Origin of the sequence: Mixta calida, assembly GCF_002953215.1 — a bacterium.
GTDB lineage: Bacteria > Pseudomonadota > Gammaproteobacteria > Enterobacterales > Enterobacteriaceae > Mixta > Mixta calida.
This window is the reverse complement of the sequence record NZ_CP026378.1, coordinates 976096-1003009: the sequence shown is the minus strand read 5'-3', so window position 1 is coordinate 1003009 and position 26914 is coordinate 976096. Positions and strand designations below refer to the sequence as shown.

The following is a 26914-nucleotide window of genomic DNA, read 5'->3' as shown; positions in this document are numbered from 1 at the left end:
ATGAGCAATGGCGTAACCGAAGAAGTAAAACATGGCCTGGCGGATTCGCCGTCGGAGTGGGACGACGCCCAGCTTACGCGCGAGACGCTAAAACAGCATCTTGACCGTTTTCAACAGCATCTCGCCGCCGCCTTCGACGCCGGCGAAGAGGTGGAAACGCTGATTGACGCCCGCACGCTGTTTATCGATCGACTGCTGCGCCGCCTGTGGCGCTTTTACGGCTTTGAAGAGGTGGCGGAGATCGCGTTGGTGGCGGTAGGCGGCTATGGCCGCGGCGAGCTGCATCCGCTTTCCGACGTCGACCTGCTGATTCTGAGCCGCACGCCGCTGGAGGAGTCGACGGCGGCGCGCACCAGCGAGCTGCTGACGCTGCTGTGGGACCTGAAGCTGGAGGTCGGCCACAGCGTGCGCACGCTGGAAGAGTGTCTGCTGGAAGGCCTCGCCGACCTGACCGTCGCCACCAATCTGATCGAATCGCGCATGCTGATCGGCGACGTAGCGCTGTTTCTGGAACTGCAAAAGCATATTTTCAGCGACGGCTTCTGGCCTTCGGACCGCTTTTACGCGGCGAAAATCGCCGAGCAGCAGGAGCGCCATAAACGCTATCACGGCACCAGCTACAACCTGGAGCCGGATATTAAAAGCAGTCCCGGCGGCCTGCGCGATATCCATACGCTGCTGTGGGTCGCGCGGCGCCATTTCGGCGCCACCTCGCTGGATGAGATGGTCGGTTTCGGCTTTCTCACCGAGGCGGAGCGCAACGAGCTGAACGAGTGCCAGACGTTCCTGTGGCGCATCCGCTTCTCTCTGCACCTGACCCTGCCCCGCTACGATAACCGCCTGCTGTTCGATCGCCAGCTAACCGTCGCGCAGCGCCTGAACTACCAGGGCGAAGGCAACGAGCCGGTCGAACGCATGATGAAAGATTTCTTTCGCGTCACGCGGCGCATCGGCGAACTTAACCAGATGCTGTTGCAGCTGTTTGACGACGCCATTCTGGCGCTGGAGGCGACCGATAAACCGGTGCCGATTGATGACGATTTCCAACTGCGCGGCACGCTGATCGATCTGCGCGACGACGCGCTGTTTATCCGCCAGCCGGAAGCGATCATGCGCATGTTCTGGGTAATGGTGCGCAATGAAAATATCAAAGGCATCTACTCCTCCACGCTGCGCCAGCTGCGCCATGCGCGCCGCAATCTGCGTCAGTCGCTCTGCTACCTGCCGGAGGCGCGCCGCTACTTCCTCTCTATCCTGCGCCATCCCGGCGCGGTGAGCCGGGCGCTGGTGCCGATGCACCGTCACAGCGTGCTTTCGGCCTATCTGCCGCAGTGGAGCAAAATCGTCGGGCAGATGCAGTTCGACCTGTTTCACGCCTACACGGTGGATGAACATACCGTGCGCGTGCTGCAAAAGCTGGAAAGCTTCGCCTGCGAAACCACCCGTTCGCGCCATCCGCTCTGTGTCGAACTCTGGCCGCGCCTGCCGCAGCCGGAGCTGCTGCTTATCGCAGCGCTGTTTCACGATATCGCCAAAGGTCGCAACGGCGACCACTCGATTCTCGGCGCGCAGGACGCGCTGGCGTTTGCCGAGCTGCACGGTTTGAATTCGCGTGAGGCGCAGCTGATCGCCTGGCTGGTGCGCTATCACCTGCTGATGTCGGTCACCGCCCAGCGCCGCGATATTCAGGACCCAGCGGTGATCCAGCAGTTCGCCGAGGTGATGCACAATGAAAACCGCCTGCGCTATCTGGTCTGCCTGACCGTGGCGGATATCTGCGCCACCAACGAAACGCTGTGGAACAGCTGGAAGCAGAGCCTGTTGCGCGAACTCTTTTTCGCCACTGAAAAACAGCTGCGGCGCGGCATGGAAAACTCGCCCGACCTGCGCGAGCGCGTGCGCCATCATCGGTTGCAGGCGTTGGCGCTGCTGCGCATGGACAATATTAATGAAGAAACGCTGCATCAAATCTGGAGCCGCTGCCGCGCCGACTATTTCCTGCGCCATACGCCGAACCAGCTGGCGTGGCACGCGCGTCATCTGATGAATCACGATCTCAGCAAGCCGCTGGTGCTGGTCAGCCCGCAGGCGACGCGCGGCGGCACGGAAATTTTTATCTGGAGCCCCGACCGTCCTTATCTGTTCGCCGCCGTAGCGGGCGAGCTGGATCGTCGCAATCTCAGCGTGCATGACGCGCAAATCTTTACCAGCCGCGACGGCATGGCGATGGATACTTTTATCGTGCTGGAGCCGGACGGCAGCCCGCTGGCGCCCGATCGTCACCAGATGATCACCCAGGCGCTGGAGCAGGCGATCGCGCAGACCAGCTGGACGCCGCCGCGCACCCGCCGCCAGTCAGCGAAGCTGAAGCACTTTAACGTCGATACCGAGGTGCGCTTCCTGCGCTCGTTCAACGATCGCCGCACCTGGCTGGAGCTGGTGGCGCTCGACCGACCCGGCCTGCTGGCGCAGGTAGGAGAGGTCTTTGCCGATTTAGGCATCTCGCTGCACGGCGCGCGCATCAGCACCATCGGCGAGCGGGTGGAGGATCTGTTTATCCTCGCCGACGATGAGCGACAGGCGCTGAGCGCCAATTTACGTCATAAGCTGCAACAACGGTTGACAGCGGCCCTTAATCCAAACGATAAAGTGTGACCCCGATTTTTTAACACCGTCGTTCACCAGACTATCGGGCCAGCAGCGGGGATCTGCGTCCTTGCCCAACGGTGAATGCAATAACCAGGATGAAAATGCAAATGCAACAGTTACAGAGTGTTATTGAGCGCGCGTTCGAGTCACGCGCAGACATCACGCCAGCCAACGTTGACGCGGAAACGCGCGACGCGGTTAACCAGGTCATTGCTCTGCTCGACAGCGGCGCGCTGCGCGTCGCCGAAAAGATCGACGGCGAGTGGGTGACCCACCAGTGGCTGAAAAAGGCGGTGCTGCTCTCTTTCCGCATCAATGACAATCAGGTAATTGAAGGGGCCGAAAGCCGTTTCTACGACAAAGTGCCGATGAAGTTTGCCGATTACGACGAAGCGCGCTTTAAAAAAGAGGGCTTCCGCGTGGTGCCGCCTGCCGCCGTGCGTCAGGGTGCTTATATCGCCCGCAACACCGTGTTAATGCCTTCCTACGTCAATATCGGCGCGTTTGTCGATGAAGGCTCTATGGTTGATACCTGGGCGACCGTGGGCTCCTGCGCGCAGATCGGCAAAAACGTCCACCTTTCCGGCGGCGTGGGCATTGGCGGCGTGCTGGAGCCGCTGCAGGCGAATCCGACCATTATCGAAGACAACTGCTTTATCGGCGCGCGCTCTGAAATCGTGGAAGGCGTAATCGTTGAAGAAGGTTCGGTGATCTCAATGGGCGTCTACATCGGCCAGAGCACCAAAATTTACGACCGCGAAACCGGCGAAATCCACTATGGCCGCGTCCCAGCCGGCTCCGTGGTGGTTTCCGGCAACCTACCGTCAAAAGATGGCTCTTACAGCCTTTACTGCGCCGTGATCGTGAAAAAAGTCGATGCGAAAACACGCGGCAAAGTCGGCATCAATGAGCTGCTCCGCACCATTGACGAGTAACGCCTGATCTCCGCCCTGCCCATCGCGGCGGGGCGCTTTCATCGCAGTTTCCCGCTGCGTCAGTTCGCCCCTGCCTGACCTTATCGCGTCGTCGTTTTTTCTGACAATCCGCTATTATTCGCCCTTCCCTGCCTGCCCGCTGCGTTTGGTTTTATCCGCTCATGCCGCAATAAATTAAAGATGCGTTTATTTTTTATGCAGGCGATAATTTAGCTCGGTAATTTCTGCGGCGCGATGTCCCGAAAGTTATCGTTTAAGTCTACAGTGATCACAGGCGCTTTTTCCTGCGCAGGCAGGAAGCCGGTGCGGCCTTTAGGGGTCGACATGAAGTGTAACGGAACCGTTGCGACGCCCCAATTTCACCTTCACAGGAAGCATTGCCATGTATGACAATTTAAAAAGCCTGGGCATTTCTAATCCGGAAGATATCGATCGCTACAGTCTGCGTCAGGAAGCGAACAACGACATTCTGAAAATTTACTTCCGCAAAGATAAGGGCGAATTTTTTGCCAAAAGCGTGAAGTTTAAATACCCGCGCCAGCGTAAGACCGTGGTCGCCGACGGCCTCGGCCAGGGCTATAAGGAAGTACAGGAGATCAGCCCTAATCTGCGCTACGTGATCGACGAACTGGATCAGATTTGCCAGCGCGATCAGGTTGAGATCGATCTGAAACGTAAAATCCTCGACGATCTGCGCCATCTGGAGAGCGTGGTCTCCAATAAGATTGCGGAAATTGAATCCGACCTGGATAAGTTAACCCGCAATAGCCGCTAACGGAAAACGCGCCGCGCCGCGCGCGGCGTTTCCCTTCTCAGGGCTGTTCATCCAGCTGCAGCGCCACGTAGAGCAGCAGCCGATCGTCAAACTGGTTCAGATTCAGCCCGGTCAGCTCGGAAATACGGTTCAGCCGGTATTCCAGCGTATTGCGATGAATAAACAGCGCCCGCGCCGTTGCCGACGGCTGTACGTTATGGCTGAACCAGGCGAGCAGCGTGCGCCGCAACAGGCCGTTGTTGTCCATCGCTTTGAGTTTCATCAGCGGACGCGACAGCTCATTGGCCTGCCAGCCGCCGCGCAGGCTGTCCAGCAGTACCGGCAGCACCAGATCCTGATAAAAATAGCTGCGCTGATCGGGCATCCGCTGCTTGCCTACCGCCATCGTAGTGCGCGCCGTGCGGTAAGAGCGGGCGATGCTGCCTGCGCCGGTGAAGTAGTTGCCCAGCGCGATGCGGATGCGCAGATGGCCGCTCTCTTTCATACGCCCCAGCAGCAGCTCAACGCGGCGGCGATGATCGTCCTGATCGTAACGTCCATGCGCGTTCAGTGCCGGTTTCAGCACCACCATCTCCGTCAGCGACACAATGGCGATCAGGTTATCGCGCTCCGGCGTGGTCAGCAGCGTTTGCAGCTGCTGTAGCTCCGCCATCGCGCTGTCGACGCCCAGCTGCCCGCTGTCCACCTCGACCACCGCCGCCACGCGCGGTTGATTGATATCGATCCCCAGTCGCTGCGCCCACTCCATCAGCGCTGGCGAAAGCGTCTCGCTGCGGATCAGATTCAACACCAGCTCTTCGCGCAGGCGGCTATCCTGCGCCAGCATATGCAGCAGCCGCCCCTGCTCCAGCATCATCTCCGCCGTCATGCAGACCAGCTCGCCATACTGGCGCAGCGAAACCGGATCGCCGGTCAACCCAATGACGCCAACAATCTCGCCGGCGATACGCAGCGGTAGGTTGATGCCTGGCCGCACGCCATGCAGATGACGCGCCACGGCTTCATCGATATCCACTACGCGCGCCTGCGACAGCGCCAGCAGTGCCCCTTCGTGTAGTTCACCGATACGTTCCCGATCGCCGCTGCCGATAATGCGGCCGCGTGCGTCCATCACGTTGACGTTGCTGTCGATAATCTTCATGGTGCGCGCCACGATATCCTGAGCCAGACGAGCATCCAGGTGATAGTTAGCCATCATTAGCTCCAGCAATAACAGGGGAAAAACAGCATACGTTGGCCGTTGCAGTGAAGCATTGTGCATTTGCACAAAGCCCCGCTTCGATTGATAAATTTGCGGTAGGTATCACAAAGCGACAGAGAAAAGTAGCGGCGTAAAAAAGCCCGACGGACAAGCCGCCGGGCCGCAGGGACTTCGCCTGTTTACGTTCGGGCGGCTCAGCCGCCCGAACATCTTACTGCATCAACAGATAGATATTGCTGTCGCCGCGTTTGATATTCAGCGCCAGCACAGACGGCTTGGTATCCAGCACTTTACGCAGTTCGCCGAGGTTAGTGACCGGCTGCTGGTTGACGCCCAGAATCAGGTCATCTTTCTTCAGGCCGATACGCGCGGCGGCGCTGTTCGGTTTAACGCTGTCCACGCGTACCCCTTTCTGCCCGTTAACCACCGCGTTGCTCAAGTCGGCGCCTTCGATACCGGTATAGATAGTGGCGGAATCGACTTTATCCTGAGAGCTTTGCTGTAATTCCACCGTCACCGTCAACGGTTTGCCGTCGCGCAGCAGACCCAGCTCCAGCTTGGTGCCGACCGGCAGCGAGCCGACTTCGGCGCGCAGTGCGGCAAAGCTGGAAATCTGTTTCTTGTTCAGCGAGATCACCACGTCGCCCGCTTTGATGCCTGCTTTCGCGGCGGACGATTTCGGCATCACCTGGCTGACGAAGGCGCCGCGCTGCGCGTCGACCTTCATCGCTTTCGCCAGCTCGGAGTTCAGCTCGGTGCCCCTAATGCCCAGCTCGCCGCGTTTCACCTGGCCGAACTCCACCATCTGCGCGGTCAGGTTTCTCACCATATTGCTCGGAATGGCGAAGCCGATGCCGATATTGCCGCCGTCCGGCGCGAGGATCGCGGTGTTGATGCCGATCAGCTCGCCGTTCAGGTTCACCAGCGCGCCGCCGGAGTTGCCGCGGTTAATAGCAGCGTCGGTCTGAATAAAGTTTTCGTAGTTTTCTACGTTCAGACCGCTGCGGCCCAGTGCGGAAACGATGCCGGAAGTGACGGTTTCGCCAAGGCCGTAAGGGTTGCCGATCGCCACGGTATAGTCGCCGACGCGCAGGCTGTCTGAGTCGGCGATCTTAATCGCGGTAAGGTTTTTAAAGTCCTGTAGCTGAATCAGCGCGATATCGGAGCGCGGATCTTTGCCGATGACTTTCGCCTCATAGCGGCGTCCGTCGCTGAGCTGCACCTGAATTTTCGTCGCGTTGTCGACCACGTGGTTGTTGGTCACCACATAGCCCTTCTCCGCGTTGATCACCACGCCGGAGCCCAACGCTCGGAATTTCTGCTGCGGCGCGGCGTTGCCGCCCGGCGCTGCGCCCTGGCACATCGGCGAGTTCTGGAACGGCGAGCCGTCCTGACAGAAAGGCGAGTTGTCGCCGAAGAACTGTTGGAACTGCGGCGGCAGACGCGGCGTACGAGCGGTGGTGCTGCCTTCAACGTTAATGCTGACGACGGAAGGCATCACTTTTTCCAGCATGGGGCCAGGCTGGGTAATTGCTGAGTGGAAGTGGTGGAAGAAGAAGCGGTTTCTGCCGCCATCACATATGCCGGGCTCATCGCCATTCCCAGGCTTAAAGCCAGCGCGCTTAATACAAGAGCTGTTTTTTTCATTCGTCTGTTACTCGTATCGGATCAATGAAGCTAACCATAACAATGGTAGTGTTGATGAGATTAATTTTTTACCGCAAAGTTCATCAGTAACTTTTTGGCAAAAGTAAAAAAATATTCTGCATCTTTACAAAACTCCTTTTTATTACTTCACTATTCAACCGCCATTAAACGTCGGTATTCATCCCAGGCGTACAGGTCGGTCATTCCACTAATATAATCCTGAATCAGACGCGCGCGGTAATAACGCTCCCACAACAGCCGTTGATATTTGTGTTCAATCTTTACCGTGCGCATATGCTGCTGATAGGCGCGCCGGTGCTTGCCGGAGAGTTTATGAAACAGTCGGGTTTCAATAGGATGTCCGGCAAGGAAATCTTCCGTCATCAGCGTAGTGAAGGCCTCGTAATTAAGCGCCAGCAGCGGCTGATAAATATCCAGCAGCCCTTTTATCACACGATAGCCCTGTAATTCCAGCTGCTCGACTTCAGAGTGATTAAATACGTGGCGGCGGGCGACGGTTTTAAATAAGGCCAGCAGTCGCCCCTCTTCGCCCTCGTCTTCTAACAGCGCATGGTTAAAGTCGCCGTTAAATATCGCCTCAAGATTATTTACGAAACGGTTTACCGCATGGCTGACCAGCACATTCTGCACGCTGACGCGCAGCGACATAAAAAACTGGTCGCTTCTGCCGCGTATTTTTTTGCCGTTAGCCTCGCGCCAGGCGTAGCCGATGGTGCGGCTGAAGGCATCGCCGGGACGCACCGGCCCCCAGAGTTTTTCCAGATAGCCGTAGAGCGTATCGACATTGAAAATCGCTTTCTCCACCGCATCGTCAAGGTCGGCGATGCAGTAAGAAATATCGTCCGCCGCCTCCATTATCCAGGTAAGAGGAAAACGGTGATGCTCTTTCAGCTGCGTGGCGGCGCGCAGCTCGGCGATGTAATGGCGTTCGGAAAGATAAAAGCCCGGCTTTTTCATCAGGGTGGTGAACTGCGCGGGCTTGTCGCCCTGCCACCAGGCGGGCGCGGTATATTTCAGAATGCAGGCGACCTGGCAGTAGGTCAGATTAAGCTGCAACAGCGTGTGCACCAGGCGGATCGCCTGCGCATTGCCTTCGAAGTGACAGAGATCCTGCCGGATCATCGCATTCAGCTGGTTAAAGCCGTCGCGCTGCTCATCCCCTTCGACGCCGGCGATCAGCGGATCCACCAGCTCCGCCGGCAGATTGGCGTCAAACCAGTCGTTGATCGCCGCCTCGCCGAAATGGCCGAACGGCGGATTGCCGACGTCATGCAGTAGACAGGCCATCTCGACCAGGCTTTCAAACGCGCCCGCCAGCTCCTGGAGGCCGTACTTTTCCAGCCCGCCCTGATTTTTCAAGGTTTCGAGGATCTCTTTGGCGATATAGCGTCCGGTTTGCTGCACCTCCAGCGAATGGGTTAAACGCGAGCGCACCGCGGCATTGCGCTCCAGCGGAAAAACCTGCGTTTTCTGTTGCAGACGTCGAATAGCGGCAGAGTTGATAATGCGCCCGCGATCGCTTTCAAAGTGACGGGTAATGGCATATTCCCCCTGCGGCGCTTCCCGACTGTTCCACGGCCGCTGAAAGCTGATTCGCTGCCGGAAATTAATCTTCTCCATCCATTCCACCTTGTTTCTGCATGAAAACATCTCTCCGCGAGCATGTGGTAGACTATGCAACACTTCAAACGCTGAATTCCACTTTAATTACAGGCGAGCAACTCTATGAAAGCAGGCATTATTGGCGCGATGGAGCAGGAAGTTACCCTGCTGCGCGATAAAATCGAGAACCGTGAAACGCTTTCCATCGCAGGTTGCGAAATTTACACCGGCACGCTGAATGGCGTGGAGGTCGCGCTGTTGAAATCGGGTATTGGTAAAGTTTCCGCCGCGATGGGCACTGCGCTGCTGCTGGAGCGCTGCCGCCCGGACATGGTGATCAATACCGGTTCGGCGGGCGGCCTCGCCTCTTCGCTGAAGGTGGGCGATATCGTGGTGTCGGACGAAGTGCGCTATCACGACGCCGACGTGACCGCTTTCGGTTATGAGCCAGGGCAAATGGCGGGCTGCCCGGCCGCCTTCCCGGCCGACGAGAAACTGATCGCCGCGGCGGAAAGCTGCATTCAGCAGCTGAACCTGCATGCGGTGCGCGGCCTGGTGGTGAGCGGCGACGCCTTTATCAACGGCGCGGAGCCGCTGGCGCGCATTCGCGCGACCTTCCCGCAGGCGATTGCAGTAGAGATGGAAGCGACGGCTATCGGCCATGTATGCCATCAATTCGCCACGCCGTTCGTGGTGATCCGCGCCATCTCCGACGTGGCGGATCAGGAATCGCATCTCAGCTTCGAAGAGTTTCTCAGCGTGGCGGCGAAACAGTCCTCCCTGCTGGTGGAAACGCTGCTGGGCCAGCTGGCGCGTGGCTAAATGGCTGCTGGGGCTGCTGACGCTCTGGCTGTGCGCGGCCATGGCCGCCGCCGCGCCGCGCGTTATCACCCTGGCGCCGCACCTTACCGAACTCGCCTTCGCCGCTGGCATCACGCCGGTGGCGGTCAGCGCCTGGTCCGATTATCCGCCAGAGGCGAAGCAGCTTGAACAAGTCGCTAACTGGCAGGGCATCAAGCTGGAGCGCATTCTGGCGCTGAAGCCGGATCTGGTGTTGGCCTGGCGCGGCGGCACGCCACAGCGTCAAATCGATCAGCTACGCGCGCTGGGCGTAACGGTGCTCTGGCTCGATCCCAGCGCCATTGACGACATTCCTGCCGCGTTGCGTCAACTGGCGCCGTGGAGTCCGCATCCGCAGCAGGCGCAGGCCGCCGCCGATCGACTGGCGGCGCGCTTTGCGGCGCTGCGCCAGCGTCACGCAGACCAGCCTCGTCATCGGGTGTTCTTACAGTTCGGCCAGCGGCCGCTGTTTACGGCCGCGCGCAATACGCTGCAAAACCAGCTGGTAGCGCTGTGCGGCGGCGACAACATCTTTGCCGACAGCGCGGCGCCCTGGCCGCAGGTCAGCCGCGAACAGGTACTGACGCGCCATCCCGATCTGATAGTCATTCCCGGCGACAGCGACGCCGCCGAGCGCACCGCCCGTTTCTGGCAGCCGCAGCTCGCCGCTCAGGTGATCGCCATCCCGGAAGACTGGCTGAGCCGCCCCGGCCCGCGCAGCATTTTGGCTGCGGAAAAACTCTGCCAGGCGCTGCAATCGCAAAAATCCTGATTAAAGGTCACGTTAAGCACGCAGGAAAGGAGGCGAATATCAAACAGGAGACGCGCCTGATTACCGTAGAAGGGTAACGGCGGTAAAAACAGATGGGCCTTACTCCAGGTAAGGCCCATTTTCTTATCAGATGCTGAACGAAGAACCGCAGCCGCAGGTGGTTTTCGCATTCGGGTTAGTGACGATAAAACGGGAGCCTTCCAGACCCTCGGTATAATCCACCGAACCGCCCACCAGATATTGCAGGCTCATCGGATCGACCACCAGCGATACGCCCGATTTCTCGATCGTCATGTCGCCATCATTGATCTTATCGTCGAAGGTGAAGCCATACTGGAAACCGCTGCAACCGCCGCCGGTAATATAGACGCGCAGTTTCAGATCTGGATTATCTTCATCGGCGATCAGGGTTTTTACCTTGCTGGCTGCCGCATCGGTAAACTGCAGCGGCAGTGCTGCTACTTCATCACTCATTGAAACACTCCGCAGTTAATCAGGTCGCAACCTGTCAGGCCAGAAATGGCCGTGCTTGTCAATATTATCTAATAGCCTGGTACAGCAATCAAGCATTCGCCCTCGCACTCTGTGCCTTTTCCTCTTCCTGCTGCGCCTGCTGTTTCGCCAGCGTGCGCGCCAGCAGCGAAGAGTAAAGCGGCTTGCCGCCGAAAAACTGCGCCACCAGCGTGGCGCCGAGGCAGGTGATGATCATCGGTAGAATCAGCTGATAATTATCGGTCATCTCCAGCACCAGCACGATGCCGGTCAGCGGCGCGCGCACCGAGGCGGCGAACAGCGCGCCCATGCCGGCGATGGCGAAGGTGCCGGGTTCAAGCGTCAGCCCCGGCAGCAGCGTTGCGCAGGCCATGCCGAAGGCGGTGCCGAGCAGCGTGCCCAGCGCCAGCATCGGCGCGAAAATGCCGCCCGGCGCGCCGGAACCGAAGCAGAGCAGCGTGGTAATCACCCGCGCGATAAAAATAAACAGCAGCATCCCCACGCTATAGTGTCCTGCCGCCGCGACAGGGATCAGGCCGAAGCCGCCCCCGGCCGCCTCCGGCTCGATCACCGCGAGAATGCCGCACAGCCCGCCCAACAGCGCGCCGATAATCAGCGCTTTTTTCATCACGCCGCCGTGCAGCCGCTGAAAAAAGTCCTGAGTACGGAAGATCAGCGCGTTGAACAGCACGCCGACGATGCCGAACAGCATGCCCAGCACCAGATAGAGCCAGAGCGTATTAATCGGCGCGTTGGCCAGCTTGCCGACCGCGATCACCGCCTTCTCGCCGTTGAAATAGCGAAAAACGATGCTCGACATAATCACGCCGATAAACACCGCCTTAATCGAAATCAGGCTGTAGCGGAACTGTAACCGCATCTCTTCGATAATAAACAGAATGCCCGCCAGCGGCGCATTGAAGGCGGCGGAAAGCCCGGCGGCGGCCCCGGTCGCCAGCAGCGAGTGGCGCGCTTCGGCGCTGCGCATGCGGAACAGATCCAGCACCATGCGCCCGACGTTTCCGCCCAGCTGCACGGTCGGCCCTTCCCTGCCCAGCACCATTCCGGCGCCCAACGTGCCCATGCCGCCGAAAAACTTCACCGGTAAGACGCGCCACCAGCGCACCGGTCGCAGCTCCTCCAGCGCGCCTTCGATCTCAGGTATGCCGGAACCGCCCGCCTCCGGCGCAAAGCGGCGCACCAGCCAGTAGCCGAAGGCCGCCAGCGCCGCGGATAACAGAAAGGCCAGCGGAAAAGCCAGCCACAGATGATCGCCGGTGGTGGCGACCACGCCCAGCCGCCAGGCCTGAACGGCGTTTACCGCTTTTTCAAAAGCGACGCCCACCAGCCCGGCCAGCGTGCCGACAATGCCGGCGACGATCAGAATGGCGACCGGCGTTTTATCGCGGCGCAGCAGCATACGTAGAAAATCAGTACGTCGCAGGGGAACGACATGCAGCTGCTCGGTAGAAGTTGGAGTTTCGTTCATCACGCTCGCATCGGAAAGTTAATGAAGGCCGGTATGATACGCCGCGTGGCGCACATGGGCAAAAATTGCCGTCATGAACAACAATCTTAGCGTGCGCCTTTCAACGCGCGTATAAGTTCCCGTAGAATAGGCGGGTTTTTCTCTCATTCAGGAGCCGATTCATGAGTAAGTCCGAAAACCTGTATCACCAGGCGCAGCGCTCCATTCCCGGCGGCGTTAACTCGCCGGTACGCGCCTTTACCGGCGTCGGCGGCGTCCCCTTGTTTATTGAGCGCGCCGACGGCGCCTGGCTGTACGATGCCGACGGCAAAGCCTATATCGACTACGTCGGTTCCTGGGGACCGATGGTGCTGGGCCACAATCATCCGGCGATCCGCAATGCGGTGATCGAGGCGGCGGAACGCGGCCTGAGCTTCGGCGCGCCGACCGAAATGGAAGTGAAAATGGCGGAGCTGGTGTGCGAGCTGGTGCCGTCAATGGAGATGGTGCGTATGGTGAACTCCGGCACCGAAGCGACCATGAGCGCCATCCGTCTGGCGCGCGGCTTTACCCAGCGCGACAAAATCATCAAATTTGAAGGCTGCTATCACGGCCACGCCGACTGCCTGCTGGTAAAAGCGGGCTCCGGCGCGCTGACCCTCGGCCAGCCAAACTCGCCGGGCGTGCCGGCGGACTTCGCCAAACACACCCTGACCTGCACCTATAACGATCTCGCCTCCGTGCGCGCCGCTTTCGAGCAGTATCCGCATGAGATCGCCTGCATTATCGTCGAACCGGTGGCGGGCAATATGAACTGCATCCCGCCGCAGCCCGATTTCCTGCCGGGCCTGCGCGCGCTGTGCGATGAGTTTGGCGCGCTGCTGATCATCGACGAAGTGATGACCGGCTTCCGCGTGGCGCTGGGCGGCGCGCAGGCGTATTACGGCGTGACGCCGGACCTCACCTGCCTCGGCAAGATCATCGGCGGCGGCATGCCGGTGGGCGCCTTCGGCGGACGCCGCGACGTAATGGAAGCGCTGGCGCCGACCGGCCCGGTTTACCAGGCGGGCACTCTTTCCGGCAACCCGATTGCGATGGCGGCGGGCTACGCCTGTCTGACTGAAATCGCTCAGCCCGGCACGCATGCTACCCTGACCGATCTGACTACGCAGCTGGCGCAGGGCCTGCGCGAAGCGGCGCAGGCGGAAAACATTCCATTGGTGGTGAACCATGTCGGCGGCATGTTCGGCCTGTTCTTTACCGACGCCGAAGAAGTGACCTGCTATGAAGATGTGACGCGCTGCGATACCGAGCGCTTTAAGCGTTTCTTCCATCTGATGCTGGACGAAGGCGTCTACCTGGCGCCGTCGGCGTTTGAAGCGGGCTTTATGTCGCTGGCGCACAGCGCGGAAGATATTCAACGCACCGTTGATGCCGCGCGCCGCAGCTTCTCCCGTCTCTGATTCCTGCCAAAAAAGGGCGCCTCGCGGCGCCCTTCAGATGATCAACCAATAATGCAGCGGGCGATAGCGCCCGCTTTTTTATGTCGCTTTACGCAGCAGCCAGACAAAGTAAGGCGCACCGATAAAAGTCGCCAACAGGCCTGCCGGGATCTGATTCGGAAACGCCGCCATTCTGCCGCACCAGTCGGCGATCAGCATCAATCCGCCGCCGAGCAGCGCGGCGACCGCCAGCTGCGGCAGCGCGCGCCGGAAGCCCAGCATCCGCGCCATATGCGGCGCCATCAGGCCGACAAAGCTCAGCGGCCCGATAGTCAGCGTCGCCGCCGCGGTCAGCGCGGCCGCCAGCAGCAGCAGGCTGAGACGCACCGGCGTCAGCGCCATGCCGATAGCGCGCGCCGTGGCCCCGCCGAGCGGCAGGATCGTCAGCCAGCGGCTGGCGAAAGGCGCGATGCCGACCAGCACGACAGCCACCAGCGCGGTACGCAGCGCCTGCGGCGTATCGACGCCGTAAGTTGATCCCGATATCCAGGTCAGCAGCTGCGCCATACGCGGATCGCCGCTGGCCAGCAGCATCGCCAGCAGCGTGGTCAGCGCGGTGCTGAACGCCATGCCCGCCAGCAACATCCGTTCAGGCGAAAAGCCGCCGCGTCCGGCCACCGCCATAATCAGCAGCAGCGTCACCGCTGCGCCGAGGCTGCCCGCCGGCAGCAGCCAGCCAAAGGCGTCGCCCGGCACCAGAAAAAGCATCAGCACTACGCCGCACGCCGCGCCGGAGCTGATGCCCAGCACTTCCGGGCTGGCCATCGGGTTGCCGGTCAGCCGCTGGATCACGCTGCCCGCCACGCCAAGCATCACGCCCGCCGCCAGCGCCGCCGTCATGCGCGGCGCGCGCCACGGTTGTAGCTGATGCCACAATTCGCCGCTGGCCCACTGCCAGCCCTGTGCGTCGCGTCCTAACGAAAGTGCCGTCGCCGCCAGCAGCAGCAGTACGCCCAGCCCCGCCAGCACCCAGAACAGCACATGCTGGCGCTCTGCCGGTACGTTATCGCCCTGATTGAGCTGCGGCGGCACCGCGCCGGTGCGCAGCCGCGGCAGCAGCCAGAGCAGAATCGGCGCGCCGGTCAGCGCGGTTAAGGTGCCGGTAGAGATTTCCCGCCAGTTATCGGCCAGCCAGATCACACACTGATCCGCCAACCAGAGCAGCAGCGCGCCGAGCAGCGGCGCCAGCAGCATGCGGCTGAGCAGACGCCGAGCGCCAAGCAGCTTCGCCATCAGCGGCGAAAAAAGCGCGATAAAGGCGATAATCCCGACGGCGTTGACCAGCATCGCGCTGAGAATAATCGCCAGTCCCAGCGCCGCCAGTCGCACCAGCGACAGCGCCACGCCAAGATTTCTGGCGACGCCGTCATCCAGCCCCAGCAGCGTCAGCGGCCGGCGCAGCAGCAGCGCCAGCACGAAGCCCACCAACAGGCGCGGCAGCAAAAAGGCGACGTTGCTCCAGTCCTGCTGGCTTAGCGAGCCGGTGCTCCAGAGAAACAGGTTTTGCAACTGATCGTGTTTGAAAATGGCGAAGATCTGGTTCACCGCGCCGCAGTAGAGGCTCATCACCAGCCCGGCGAGGATCAGCGTGACCGGCGACAGCCGCTTGCCCCAGGCGATGCCGAACACCAGCAGGCCGATCAGCACCGCGCCCGCCATCGCCGCGATCTGCTGCGTCATCTCTCCGCCCGGCAGCGCCCACAGCGTGACGACCGTCAGACCCAGCTGAGCGCCGCTCGCCACGCCCAGCGTCGTAGGCTCCGCCAGCGGGTTGCGCAGGATCTGCTGAAACAGCACGCCGACCAGCCCCAGGCCCGCGCCGGCCAGCAGCGCGATCGCCAGCCGCGGCAGCAGGCTGAAGTGAAAGACCATCTGATCGATATCATTGCGATCCGGCTGCCAGAGCGCGGTCAGCCACTGCCGCTGCGGCAGATGGTGGGTAAGATTGAGCCCGGTCAGCGCCAGCGAAACCAGGAACAGCGCGCCGATCAGCGTCACCGGAAATGTCCAACTTCTGCGCATCATGCCTCCAGCGCCCGATCGAGCGTACGACAAAATTCCATTACCGAAAGCGTAGCGCCGTAGAACCAGACGGTCGGCACGCGCCGGAAGCGCTGCTGACGCACAAAAGGCAACGATTGCCAGAGTTCGGTCGCGCCGATTTGCGCCATCAGCGCGTCATCGCCGTGCGAGAAGCAGATCGCCTCGGCGTCATGCACCGCCGCCAGGCGTTCAATGCCGATTACCGCACTGCCCCAGAAGTTGGTTTCGCCCTGCCACGCGCTCTGTAAACCAAGCTGTTGCAGCGCTTCAAGAAACAGGCTGCCCTGGCCGAAGACGATCGCGTGGCGGGCATCGATTAGAGACATCAGCAGCAGTGGTTTCGACACGCGCGGCGCCAGTCGCACGCGCATATCGGCCATAAAGCGATCGAACATCGCCAGATGCGCCTGCGCCTGCGGCACTTTATCGATACGCTGCGCCAGCTGCATGATCGAGCGGCGCGCCGAGCTGAGCGGCTTGCCGTCTCCGCTGTTGAACGCGAAGCCCTGACTGGGGGCGATGCGCGACAATCTTTCCGGCGACGGGCCGTAGCCGCTGGAATAGAGAATTAAAGAGGGCTTCAACTGCGTCAGCAGTTCAAGATTCGGCTCGGTGCGCAGGCCAACGTCGATCACGCTGGCGGGTAGCTCAAGGCCGCCCACCCAGTCACGGTAGTTAAAGAGCTCCGCCGCCGCCATCGGCACCACGCCCAGCGTCATCATCAGCTCAAGCGGCAGCCATTCCAGCGCGACGATGCGATGCGTATCGACCGTTTCGGCACGTAGCGTTTGCTGCCAGAGCAGCGGAGAGAGCGCCATCGCGGCAAGCAGACGGCGACGAGTTACAGGCAGCATAAACACATCCTTGTATCAGTAAACGAAGCTGACCGGCGCGCCGCCCTGCGGGTGCGGCAGAATGCCCATGGGAATGTTATAAATGCGCTCAAGCACGTCGCCATGCATGATGTCGGCGGGCGTGCCCTGCGCAATCACTTCGCCCGCGCGCAGCGCAACCAGATGGTCGCAGTAACGCGCCGCCATATTGATGTCGTGCAGCACCGCAATCACCGTCAACCCGCGCTGCTGGCTGAGGCGCTGAATCAATGTCAGCACCTCGACCTGATGCGCGATATCCAGCGCCGAAGTGGGTTCATCCAATAGCAGGCAGCGGCTGTTTTGCGCCACCAGCATCGCCAGCCAGGCGCGCTGGCGCTCGCCGCCGGAAAGACTATCCACCAGCCGCTGCGCGAACGGCTTCAGGCCCACCAGCGCAATCGCTTCTTCAACGCGCTCCCGATCCTCTTCGCCGTAGCGACCCAGCGCGCCGTGCCAGGGATAACGCCCTACCGCCACCAGTTCGCGTACCGTCATTCCCTCCGCCGCAGGCAGCTGCTGCGGCAGATAGGCGACCTGGCGAGCAAACGCTTTGCTGTTCCACGCTTCCACCGGTTTATCGTTCAGCAGCACGCGACCTTCGCTGGCCGCATGATGGCGACCGAGCATTTTCAGCAGCGTGGATTTACCTGAGCCGTTATGGCCGATCAGGCCAGTCACTTTGCCTGCGGGGAATGTCAAAGAGAGAGGATGCAGCAGCGTACGCCCCGGCACGCCAAAACTGACGCGATCGAGCGTAAAGGTTGTTTCCTGTGGCGACGGATATGACATGGTTATCTTCAACGATGACGGGCGCGGCTTGCGCCGCGCCCAGGTGAGTGAGTTAGAAACGGAATGTGGCGGTAGCCACCACCTGGCGCTCAGCGCCCCAGAAACAACCATAGGTTTCGAAGCAGCTGGCAACATATTCGCGGTCCAGCAGGTTATTGACGTTCAACGCAATGCTGGAGCCGTACATGCCGAAACGGCCAAGATCGTATTTCACTACCGCATCCATTACAGCAGCGCTGCCGACCTTAAAGGAGTTCGCCGGATCGCCGTAGCTGGAGCCGATCAGACGTCCGCCGGTGCCCAGGGTCAGGCCGCTCAGCGGTCCGCTGTTAAAGGTGTAATCGCCCCACAGCGACGCCATATGCTTCGGCACCTGCGCCGGGTATTGCCCTTCATGGTGGTGTCTTTGGTGTATTCCGCATCGGTATAAGTGTATGACGCCGTGACGTTAACACTCGGCGTAACGGCAGCCTTCGCCTCCAGCTCTACGCCGCGTGAGCGCACTTCGCCTGCCGGTACCTGATTAAGCGCATTATTGGGATCGGCCATCAGGTTATGCGTTTTGGTTAGCTGGTACACCGCGCCAGTCAGCACCACTGGCATATCTTTCGGCACATACTTCACGCCTGCTTCATACTGCTCGCCTTTGGATGGCGCATAGGCCACGCGCGGTACGCTGTAGAGGCTGAAGGCATTGGGTTCGAAAGACTGGCTGTAGCTAAAGTAAGGGCTAATGCCGTTATCAAACAGATAGTTTATGCCGCCGCGCCAGGTAAACTGGTGGTCATTACGTTCAACGTAGCCATTGTCGCTGCGCACGGTGGTCGCCTGTTTAGACCAGTCGTAGCGTCCGCCAAAGGTAAATACCCACCTGTCCCACTCGGCCTGATCCTGAACATAAATGCCGGTCTGCTTACTTTCATTCAGCTGATAAGGCTCCGCCGTACCGAAATCCACCTCCGTCATCGACGGCAGGTTATTCAGATCCAGCGATGCGGCGTTGCCATACAGTGCGCTGATATCATTACGCATACGCATAAAGTCGACGCCGGTTAATAAGGTGTGGCTGACCTCGCCGGTGGCAAATTTACTCTGCAATTGGGTATCGACGCTAAAGTTCTGCAAACGCTCATGATCAACAATGGTTCCCCGTCCCAGGTAATGGGACTGCTCAGCGGCAGTGAGCGCCTGGCAGTAAGCATTATAGGCGTTCATGCTGTTGTTACACAGGCCCGTTCCGTAGGCGCTTTTCTGCGCCGTTTTCATTTCTGAAAAACGCAGGTTCTGACGCACGGTAAAGGTGTCGTTAAAGCCGTGTTCAAAGCTATAGCCAACCATTTTCTGGTTGCGGGAATAGGTATTGTTGGTGGCGCCTTCGTTAAAGCTGGTAGGCAGATGCCCGCCGTTTGGCAGCGGCTGTACCGTCCCCTCTTTCGGTAGCCAGCCGTAATAGCCGGTTTCCGGTTCGTTCTGGAAATAAGAGAGGAAGGTGAAATTGGTTTTGTCATCGGGTCGCCAGGTGAAAGAAGGTGCGATGGCGTAGCGCTTCTGCTCGGCGTTGATCTGCTGTTCATTGTTGGAGCGCGCCATACCGGTCAGACGCCAGGAGAAGGTGCCGCTATCATCCAGCGCATCGCTGAAATCAAAGCCGGTCTGAAACAGGCTGTCAGTGCCCATTTTGAACTGCACTTCCCGCAGCGGCTCCGTAGTCGGCCGCTTGCTTACCATCGAGACAATTCCGCCGGGGCTGCTTTTGCCATAGAGTACCGAGGTGGGGCCGCGCATTAACTCTACGCGTTCCAACATATAGGGATCGATAACCGCATCATTATAGAAATCGCCCTGCATTTTCAGGCCGTCGAGATAGTTGTTCTGGTTCAGGCCTACAGATGAAAATCCTCGAATGATAACAAAATCATAGGTGTTAGACGCACCACGGCTGGCGACGGTGACGCCCGGCGTATAGCCCAGCGCCTCTTTCACCGAGGCAGGCTGATGAATATCCATCTCCTGGCGCGTCACCACCGAAATCGACTGCGGATTTTTTTCAATAGGCGTATCGGTTTTGGTGCCGGTGGCGCTCCGCTTCGCGGCGATAGTCGGCGCCGGGCCCCATGCGCTCTCCTGCGGCGCGCTGGCCGAGGCGTCTACAACGATGGTTTCTTCAGCGGCAAACGCTGAGCCGCCAGCCAGGGTAAAGGCAATCAGGACCGCCAGCGGTCGTTTCAGCAGGCTCACTGAAGCAGATGCTGCAAGGATTTTTCTACGCGCATTAGCCATTATCTTTTCTCTGAGTGAAAACGGGATGTAAACGTAAACGAGAATTATTCTTATGCTTATTATTGTGGGTGGATAATATGCGAAACAATCTTGGATCTGCAAGCGCTAATAGAGGCTGCCAGCCCTGCTGCGGCGAGGTTTAATGCAACGACTTCTTCGCTATGCGATAGATCAAAAAGGGCGCAGCCAGCGCGCCCAATAAAGAAGATACGTTAAGTCTGACAGCGTAAAATCCAGCCATTCTCCGTTTCCGGAGTCCGGCATACGGCGACCGCTTCACGCAGCGCCTGCGGCGACATCGTTAGCAATGACGGTCGCCTCATACAGCGGTTTCGTCACCGTCCTGACAATACAGATGGCGAAGATAGCCCTCCCTGCCGCCTGCGCCAGCAATAGAGACAGTCATTCAATCTGCATCAGGCGCTTGCTGTCCGCCTTATTTAATTACTCTCACCGGTTAAGGAAGCCGCTTAATTTATAGTGAAAATAAAAAGCGCGAACGGCAGCTAATGGAATAAAAAAGGGCGCACGTTAATGTGCGCCCGTTGGTTTTACTCTCACTTAATGCGATCAGTCGCCGCCGAACATATCCTTGATCCAGCCCGCGACGCCGTCGCCGCTTTGCTGCTGCGGCGGTTGCTGTTGCGGTTGTTGAGGCTGTTGCTGTTGCTCCAACTGCTGTTGCTGCATCTGCTGCTGCTGGATCTGTTGCATCTGCTGCTGGCAAAGCGCATCGGCGTCGGTGGTCCAGACAGGTAAGGTGCGCCAGCCGCTGCTGCCGGTATTGCAGACAAAGTTGCCAGCGGAATCCACAGCCATGGAGGCGATATCTTCCGGCGGCGTCAGCGTCAGCGGCATGGGAGACTGGTTCTCCAGATAGCGGCGGTAAAGCTGCATCGCGCCTGACGATCCATAAAGTTTCGCTGGCTGGTTGTTATCGCGGCCAATCCAGGTGATAGCGACCTCTTTGCCATCTATACCGGCGAACCAGCTGTCGACCTGGCTGTTGGTGGTGCCGGTTTTGCCCGCCAGGTGCGCGTTCGGGAACTTCGCGCCCAGCGCATGAGCGGTGCCGCGCGCGGCAACCTGCTGCATGGTATACAGCGTCAGATAGGCCGCCTGTGCAGGCACTACGCGCTCCGCCTGCGGAAAGCTCTGATACAGCACGCTGCCGTCTTCGGCGATTACCGAGCGCACCGCAGAGAGCGGCGCGCGGTTGCCGCCGCTGGCGATCGACTGAAACGCCTGCGCCACTTCAACCGGCGTCAGGTTCAGGGCGCCCAGCAGCATCGCCGGCACCGGATGCAGCTGATCCTTCGGCAGGCCCAGCTTCGTCCAGGTATTGATCACATTATCCAGCCCCAGCGTCATGCCCAGGTTTACCGTCGGCACGTTCATCGAGTTGGTTAATGCATCGACCAGCATCACCTTGCCGCTGAAGCGATGGTTGTCGTTCTGCGGTTTCCACACCTGTCCATTGGACATTTTCAGCGCGATAGGCTCATCGGCGATCCAGGTGTTAAGACGATAGGTGTCAGGCTGCGACAGCGCCGTCAGATAGGTCGCCGGCTTCGCCAGAGAACCGATCGAGCGACGCGCCTGCATGGCGCGGTTGTAACCGGCGAACTGCGGATCGGCGCCGCCCACCATCGCGCGCACTTCGCCGCTAAAGCGATCGACGATCACCATCGCGGTTTCCAGATCTTTCAGGCCGCGCTGTTTCTTCAGCGCCGGAATCCCCTCTTCCACCGCTTTTTCCGCCGCATCCTGCGACACCGGATCGAGCGTGGTGAAGATCTTCACGCCGGAGAGATCTTTCACCTTATCGCCCAGCTTCGCCTGCAATTCGCCGCGCACCATCTGCATAAAGGCAGGCTGAGGCGTGATCACGCCGCCCTTCGGCTGTACGCCGAGCGGACGGGCGCTGAGCATGTCATACAGCTCCTGATCGATCACTTTCTGCTGCTGCAACAGGCGCAGCACCAGGTTGCGTCGCTCCAGCGCCAGCTTCGGATTACGCCACGGGTTGTAAAGCGACGCGCCTTTCACCATACCCACCAGCAGCGCCTGCTGATCGAGGCTCAGCTCATCCACCGGACGGCCAAAATAGTAGAGACTCGCCAGCGGGAAGCCACGGATCTGATCGTTGCCCGCCTGGCCGAGATACACCTCGTTCAGGTAGAGCTCCAGAATGCGGTCTTTGCCGTAGCGCGCGTCCATAATCAGCGCCATATACGCTTCGTTGGCTTTACGCCACAGCGTGCGCTTGTTGGTCAGGAACAGGTTCTTCACCAGCTGCTGCGTCAACGTACTGCCGCCCTGCACCGCGCGTCCGGCGGTAATGTTCGCCAGGAAAGCGCGGCCGATGGAATAGAAGCTGATGCCGTCGTGTTCGTAGAAGTGACGATCTTCCGTCGCGATCAGCGTATCCACCAGCAGATCGGGGAAGCCCGCACGCGGCACGAACAGCCGCTGCTCGCCGTTAGGCGACTGCAACATGGTGATCAGGCGCGGATCGAGACGGAAGAAGCCGAAGTCGCGTCCGTTATCAAGGTTTTTGATCTCGCTCAGCGCATCGTTGCTGAACGTCAGACGCGCGCGGATCTGCCCCTCTTTACTGTCGGGGAAATCGAACGGGCGACGGATCAGCTCGATACTGTTGGCCTGCACGGTGAACTCGCCCGGACGCGTCATGCGCGTCACCTGACGGTACTGCGTGCCTTCCAGCAGTGCAATCATCTCTTTCTTGTTATAGGCCATGCCGGGTTCGAGGTTGACCATGCGGCCATAGACCGCCGCCGGCAACTGCCAGACTTTGCCGTCAATACGGCTGCGAATGGCCGAATCGAGATAAACGCCGTAGGCCGCCATCACGACGACGCCGACAATAAACAGCTTAATCAGCCATCCCAGCCATTTTCTTTTTTTGCTGCGCGGCGGCCGCCCTTTTCCTTTACGTGGCACCGGTCTTTCCTCCTGGTAATCATCATTCTGTTCGTCGTTATATTCTTCCCTGCGGCGTCCCTGGCCGCCCGATTTACGTGGCGGCTTAGGCTGTTTTCCTTTGCGCCCGATAGGTTCGCGATCGTTCCCAGACATTCGTTTCGTTTCTCCAGGGATGGCCTTTTGGCAAGGCCGGTTACTCTGTTCTTACTGCATCATTTCGGAAAGCAGAACCCTCCGAAAGCTATCCGCCCAGGCTACTGCGGCGCGGCGTATTTTTTGGTGCGGCGCGTGGGCAGCGCGCTGGCCGGATCGTCGGGCCAGGCATGTTTAGGGTAGCGCCCTTTCATCTCTTTCTGCACCTGCGGATAAGCGCCTCGCCAGAACGCGGCGAGATCGCGGGTGATTTGCAGCGGCCGCTGCGCGGGGGATAGCAGCTCCAGCACCAGCGGCACGCGCCCTTCGGCAATCGCCGGGTTTTGCGCTTCGCCAAACATCTCCTGCAGGCGCACCGCCAGCGCGGGCGGCTTTTCGCTGTCATAGCGAATCGGCAGGCGGCTGCCGGTCGGCACAGTGTAGTGAGTTGGCAACGCACTATCCAGCCGCTGACGTTGCGACCATGTGAGCAAATGTAATAATGCGCTGACGAGGTTGATCTGACGCAGCCCTCGCATGTCGCGCACGCCGTTCATCTCCGGCAGCAGCCAGCGTTCAAGAGTGGCGAGCAACGTCTCATCATCCATCGCTGGCCAGCTTTCCTCCGGCAGCCACTGCGCGGCGCATTGCAGCCTCAGCCGCAGCTGCACCGCTTCCGGCGTCCAGTTCAGCACCGACAGTCCTTTTTCGCCAATCCAGCGCAGCATCGCCGGATGCAGCACCTCCGCCTCCGGCTTCGCCAGCGGCGCTGATTTCAGCGCCAGCACGCCGATTTTATCGCGCTGCCAGGCGCGCAGCGTGCCTTTCTCTTCGTCCCATTCGACGTCGGTTTCGCTGCGCACCAGACCGGGCGCATCGTGCTGCAAAGCCGCCATATCCACCGGCAGCGCCAGCAGGATGCGCGCCTCTGTCTGCGCGTCGGTTTGCAGAAGCTGCGGCGCGATCAGCCATTCATGGCGCGTCAGGGCGTCGTCGTGATCGAGCATCGCGCCCGAACCGCCCGCCAGCTGATAACGCCCGCTGTCGCCGCGGCGACGCGCAATGCGATCGGGAAACGCCTGCGCCAGCAGCGCCGGCGCCAGCGCGGCATCCACCGAGCCGCCGACGCCGCTCAGCCGTTTTTGCAGCTGACGCGCGCGCTGCTGCCAGCCGCCGTGCGCGGTAAAGAGATGGTCGCTGAGATTGCGGCTTCCCTGACGCGGCGGTTCCTCAAGGATCGCTGTCAGACGCGCGGCGGTGGCCAGCGCATCTTTATCTTTCGCGGCGGTCAACAGCGCCGCCAGACTCGGTTCGCTGCCCAGCGCGGCCATTGCACGTCCTTTAGCTGTCAGCCTGCCTTCCTCGTCAATAGCGCCCAGTCTGCGCAACAGCGTTTGCGCCGCCTGTAGCGCAGGCAACGGCGGCGTATCGATCCAGCTGAGCTGCGCGACGTCGCGACAGCCCCACTGCAACAGATCGAGCCACAGCGCGCTGAGATCGCTCTGTAAAATTTCCGGTTCGCTTTGGGCGGCGGCGCGCTCCGCCTGTTCACGACTGATTAAGTGTAGACAGATGCCCGGCGACAGACGACCGGCGCGGCCAGCGCGCTGCGTCATCGACGCCTGGCTGACGCGCTGGGTTTGCAGCCGCGTAACGCCGCTGCGCACGTCGAAACGCGCCGCGCGCTCCAGCGCGCTGTCCACGACCAGACGGATGCCGTCGATGGTCAGGCTGGTCTCGGCAATATTGGTCGCCAGCACCACCTTACGTTTGCCAGCGGGCGCAGGCAGAATGGCGCGACGCTGCGCCGCCAGCGGCAGCGCGCCGTAGAGCGGGCAGAGTTCGGTCTCCTCGTCCACGCGCGACGCCAGCTGATTCTTCACCCGTTCGATCTCGCTGACGCCGGGCAGAAACAGCAGCAGCGAGCCGCTTTCCGCGCGCAGCAGCTGCGCCACTTCGCGCGCCACCGCCTCATCAAAACGCAGCTGCGGCGACAGAGTGGCGTAGCGCCGCTCCACCGGAAAGCTGCGCCCTTCGGAGACGATAAGCGGCGCGTCGGGCAGGCGCGCGCTGAGACGCGCGTTATCCAGCGTGGCGGACATAATCAGCAGCCGCAGATCGTCGCGTAGCCCCTGCTGCACATCCAGCAACAGCGCCAGCGCCAGGTCGGCCTGCAGGCTGCGCTCGTGAAATTCATCGAGGATAATCAGCGATACGCCTTCGAGCATCGGGTCCTGTTGCAGCATGCGCGTCAGGATGCCTTCGGTCACCACCTCCAGCCGGGTCGCCGGTCCGGTGCGGCTTTCGCCGCGCATACGGTAGCCGACCTGGCCGCCGGGCTCCTCGCCCAGCTGTTCCGCCAGGCGCTGCGCGACATTGCGCGCCGCCAGACGACGCGGCTCCAGCATAATGATGCGCCCGGCGAAGCCGCCCTGCTGCAACAGCCGCAGCGGCAGCCAGGTCGATTTGCCTGCGCCCGTTGGGGCGGCCAGCAGCACCTGCGGCGCCTGTTTTAGCGCGGCCAGCACCTCAGGCAGCACGGCGCTTACCGGTAAATCACTCAAACGAAACTCCGTCCAGCATTGGTCTTCTGATGGTGCGCATTGTAGCATTCCTCTGTGTTGTTTACCGGAGAGTGTTATGAGCGCACGTCGTCTCTTTTTCGGCATCGGTTTGCCGGAGCCTTTACAGCAGCAGCTGGTGCGCTGGCGCGCGGAACAGTTTCCCGAAGAGGCGGGCCGCCCGATCGCCGCCGCCAATCTGCATATTACGCTGGCCTTTTTGGGCGACGTCAGCGATGAGAAAGCGCAGGGGCTGCAACAGCTGGCTGGCCGCATCCAGCAACGTGCCTTCGCCCTCGACCTGGATGACGCAGGCCACTGGCCGCGCCCCGGCGTGGTGTGGCTTGGCTGCCGCCAGGCGCCGCGCGGGCTGTTGCAGCTGGCGGAGATGCTGCGTTCGCAGGCGGCGCGCAGCGGCTGTCATCAAAGTCCGCAGCCCTTTCATCCCCATATTACGCTGCTGCGCAACGCTACCCGCCCGGTGGCGCTGCCGCCGCGCAATTTCCACTGGCGGTTTACGGTGGATTGCTTTTCTTTATATCAGTCGGTTTTCAGCCAGGGGCGCACTCGCTATCGCCGCCTGCAAAGCTGGCCGCTGCAGGAGTCTTCATGAAATTTGAACCGGCGCTGCGTCCGGCGCGTTTGCTTAGCCGCTATAAGCGTTTTCTGGCCGATGCGGTGACGCCGGAGGGCGAGACCTTTACCCTGCACTGCGCCAATACCGGCGCGATGACCGGCTGCGCCACGCCAGGCGATACCGTTTGGTACTCCACTTCGGACAGTCTGACGCGCAAATACCCCAGCAGCTGGGAGCTGACCGAAACGCAGCAGGGTCATATGATCTGCGTTAATACGTTGCGCGCCAATCAGTTAGTGCGCGAAGCGCTGGCGGCGGAGCGCATTGCGGAATTGTCTGGTTACCAACATTTACGCGCTGAGGTGAAATACGGTGCGGAACGCAGCCGCATCGATTTCCTGCTTCAGGCGGACAACAGGCCGCAGTGCTATATTGAAGTGAAATCTGTAACGCTGTTGCAGAAAGGGAGAGGATACTTTCCAGATGCGGTGACCGTGCGCGGCCAAAAACACCTGCGTGAACTGGCCAGCATCGCCCGACGGGGCGAACGTGCGGTTATGTTATTTACTGTTCTGCACTCGGGGATTGAGGACGTTTCCCCCGCACGTCACATTGACGCGCGTTATGCAGAAGAACTGGCACAGGCGCAACAGAGCGGCGTAGAGATCCTTTGCTATAAGGCGCAGTTATCTCCGACGGGCATGTGGCTGGAAAAGCGACTGGAACTGGCGTTGTAATATTTAGTGCGATTTGTTGTGCTACAAGGTAGCGTCGCGCTAAATACGCTGTTCCTCACAGGCTTGTCAA

General features: G+C 60.3%; 17 protein-coding genes and 2 pseudogenes. 8 read left to right on the top strand and 11 right to left on the bottom strand.

The genetic code is table 11. The features are described 5' to 3' along the window. From glnD to C2E16_RS04645, 3 genes are all read left to right on the top strand, one after another. Entirely contained in the window at window positions 1–2655 is a 2655-nt protein-coding gene (glnD, locus tag C2E16_RS04655) for a bifunctional uridylyltransferase/uridylyl-removing protein GlnD (RefSeq protein WP_084970615.1), read from the top strand. 101 nt (window positions 2656–2756) lie between these two features. Beyond that, window positions 2757–3584 (top strand): 2,3,4,5-tetrahydropyridine-2,6-dicarboxylate N-succinyltransferase, encoded by an 828-nt coding sequence (gene dapD / locus C2E16_RS04650; protein ID WP_038630120.1) that lies wholly within the window; start codon window positions 2757–2759, stop codon window positions 3582–3584. Between the two features lie 382 nt (window positions 3585–3966). Further along, the gene (locus C2E16_RS04645) at window positions 3967–4359 is read left to right on the top strand and encodes a DUF3461 family protein (protein ID WP_038628074.1); all 393 of its coding nucleotides are present in this window, start codon (window positions 3967–3969) and stop codon (window positions 4357–4359) included. Between the two features lie 37 nt (window positions 4360–4396). Here the strand turns inward: C2E16_RS04645 and C2E16_RS04640 are convergent, their stop codons facing one another. The 3 genes and pseudogenes from C2E16_RS04640 to dgt all read right to left on the bottom strand — a co-directional run bounded on the left by C2E16_RS04640 (window position 4397) and on the right by dgt (window position 8848). Next, window positions 4397–5554 (bottom strand): CdaR family transcriptional regulator, encoded by a 1158-nt coding sequence (locus C2E16_RS04640; RefSeq protein ID WP_038628075.1) that lies wholly within the window; start codon window positions 5552–5554, stop codon window positions 4397–4399. 217 nt (window positions 5555–5771) lie between these two features. Beyond that, window positions 5772–7207 (bottom strand): annotated as a pseudogene (gene degP, locus C2E16_RS04635) (serine endoprotease DegP). 150 nt (window positions 7208–7357) lie between these two features. Beyond that, complete coding sequence (gene dgt, locus C2E16_RS04630; RefSeq protein WP_084970614.1) at window positions 7358–8848, bottom strand: dGTPase; 1491 nt, start codon at window positions 8846–8848, stop codon at window positions 7358–7360. A 105-nt stretch (window positions 8849–8953) separates the two neighbouring features. Here dgt and mtnN point away from each other — a divergent pair, with 105 nt between their 5' ends. Together mtnN and btuF are read left to right on the top strand one after the other, a co-directional pair. Next, on the top strand, window positions 8954–9652 hold the full coding sequence (mtnN, locus tag C2E16_RS04625; RefSeq protein WP_038628084.1) for a 5'-methylthioadenosine/S-adenosylhomocysteine nucleosidase: 699 nt from the start codon (window positions 8954–8956) through the stop codon (window positions 9650–9652). Then, window positions 9645–10442 carry a vitamin B12 ABC transporter substrate-binding protein BtuF gene (gene btuF, locus C2E16_RS04620; RefSeq protein ID WP_038628086.1) on the top strand — a complete coding sequence of 266 codons (798 nt, stop codon included), beginning with the start codon at window positions 9645–9647 and terminating at the stop codon, window positions 10440–10442. The genes mtnN and btuF overlap by 8 nt, the downstream gene beginning before the upstream one ends. Before the next feature lie 126 nt (window positions 10443–10568). On the opposite strand, the gene erpA is transcribed toward btuF, so the two are convergent. Together erpA and clcA are read right to left on the bottom strand one after the other, a co-directional pair. Continuing rightward, a complete protein-coding gene (erpA, locus tag C2E16_RS04615) occupies window positions 10569–10916 on the bottom strand; it encodes an iron-sulfur cluster insertion protein ErpA (RefSeq protein WP_038628088.1) in 348 nt (115 codons plus the stop codon). Between the two features lie 88 nt (window positions 10917–11004). Beyond that, window positions 11005–12423, bottom strand: a complete 1419-nt coding sequence (gene clcA, locus C2E16_RS04610) for a H(+)/Cl(-) exchange transporter ClcA (RefSeq protein WP_052133947.1) — start codon at window positions 12421–12423, stop codon at window positions 11005–11007. Window positions 12424–12584: 161 nt separating this feature from the next. On the opposite strand from clcA, the gene hemL reads away from it, so the two are divergent. Beyond that, window positions 12585–13865 (top strand): glutamate-1-semialdehyde 2,1-aminomutase, encoded by a 1281-nt coding sequence (gene hemL / locus C2E16_RS04605; RefSeq protein WP_038628089.1) that lies wholly within the window; start codon window positions 12585–12587, stop codon window positions 13863–13865. 78 nt (window positions 13866–13943) lie between these two features. On the opposite strand, the gene fhuB is transcribed toward hemL, so the two are convergent. From fhuB to hrpB, 6 genes and pseudogenes are all read right to left on the bottom strand, one after another. Further along, the gene (fhuB, locus tag C2E16_RS04600) at window positions 13944–15926 is read right to left on the bottom strand and encodes a Fe(3+)-hydroxamate ABC transporter permease FhuB (RefSeq protein ID WP_038628092.1); all 1983 of its coding nucleotides are present in this window, start codon (window positions 15924–15926) and stop codon (window positions 13944–13946) included. Then, a complete protein-coding gene (gene fhuD / locus C2E16_RS04595) occupies window positions 15926–16801 on the bottom strand; it encodes a Fe(3+)-hydroxamate ABC transporter substrate-binding protein FhuD (RefSeq protein ID WP_038628094.1) in 876 nt (291 codons plus the stop codon). The genes fhuB and fhuD overlap by 1 nt, the downstream gene beginning before the upstream one ends. 15 nt (window positions 16802–16816) lie before the next feature. Next, window positions 16817–17611 carry a Fe3+-hydroxamate ABC transporter ATP-binding protein FhuC gene (gene fhuC / locus C2E16_RS04590; RefSeq protein ID WP_084971495.1) on the bottom strand — a complete coding sequence of 265 codons (795 nt, stop codon included), beginning with the start codon at window positions 17609–17611 and terminating at the stop codon, window positions 16817–16819. Window positions 17612–17663: 52 nt separating this feature from the next. After that, window positions 17664–19891, bottom strand: a pseudogene (gene fhuA, locus C2E16_RS04585) (ferrichrome porin FhuA). Window positions 19892–20461: 570 nt separating this feature from the next. Next, window positions 20462–22990: a bifunctional glycosyl transferase/transpeptidase gene (gene mrcB / locus C2E16_RS04580; protein ID WP_038628101.1), complete on the bottom strand. Its 2529-nt coding sequence runs from the start codon at window positions 22988–22990 to the stop codon at window positions 20462–20464. 101 nt (window positions 22991–23091) lie between these two features. Further along, on the bottom strand, window positions 23092–25533 hold the full coding sequence (gene hrpB, locus C2E16_RS04575) for an ATP-dependent helicase HrpB (protein WP_244947403.1): 2442 nt from the start codon (window positions 25531–25533) through the stop codon (window positions 23092–23094). Window positions 25534–25609: 76 nt separating this feature from the next. On the opposite strand from hrpB, the gene thpR reads away from it, so the two are divergent. Both thpR and sfsA read left to right on the top strand, forming a co-directional pair. Then, window positions 25610–26143, top strand: a complete 534-nt coding sequence (thpR, locus tag C2E16_RS04570; RefSeq protein WP_038628107.1) for an RNA 2',3'-cyclic phosphodiesterase — start codon at window positions 25610–25612, stop codon at window positions 26141–26143. Then, entirely contained in the window at window positions 26140–26844 is a 705-nt protein-coding gene (gene sfsA / locus C2E16_RS04565) for a DNA/RNA nuclease SfsA (protein ID WP_084970807.1), read from the top strand. Before thpR ends, sfsA begins: the two co-directional genes overlap by 4 nt. The last annotated feature ends 70 nt before the right edge of the window (window positions 26845–26914 follow it).